1 protein-coding gene is annotated in these 411 nt (G+C 57.9%); it reads left to right on the top strand.

Annotated elements, in window-relative coordinates; all coding sequences use genetic code 11:
- Positions 1-411 (top strand): transposase (locus O2S87_RS18900; protein ID WP_475410242.1); only part of this gene is annotated, 411 nt, incomplete at both ends.

The following is a 411-nucleotide window of genomic DNA, read 5'->3' as shown; positions in this document are numbered from 1 at the left end:
CACCACATACGCGGTTTACCCTTGAGGTGGTGCCGATGGACGCGACCGGCTTTCGCGCCAAGCGCGAAGCCGTTCGCTCCTTACTCAAAACCGCACAACAGTACGTCTCAATTCGGCACGTCTACCTGGATCGTGGATTCTATCAAGTCCACGTCGTCGCGGAGTTAGAACAACTGGGCGTTGATTATATCGTGCGTGCACGACCGAGTAGTGGGATGAAAGACCGCCTCAGCGCCAGCGCTGAGACGGTCGCTGACGAGTACACGATGCAGCGAAACCGCAAACCAACGGCGTCAGTAGATGTCACAGTCTTTGCGGTTCCGCACCGCACCGCTGAAGACGAGCACGTCTGGTTCGTGACGAGTTTGGACGTAGATGCTTCGACAGCGAAAGCGTACGCGGCGGCGTTCC

The sequence above is a fragment of the Halohasta sp. A2 genome (genome assembly GCF_056175805.1).
Note: the sequence above shows the minus strand (reverse complement) of the source record. Positions and strands in the feature narration are given on the sequence as shown.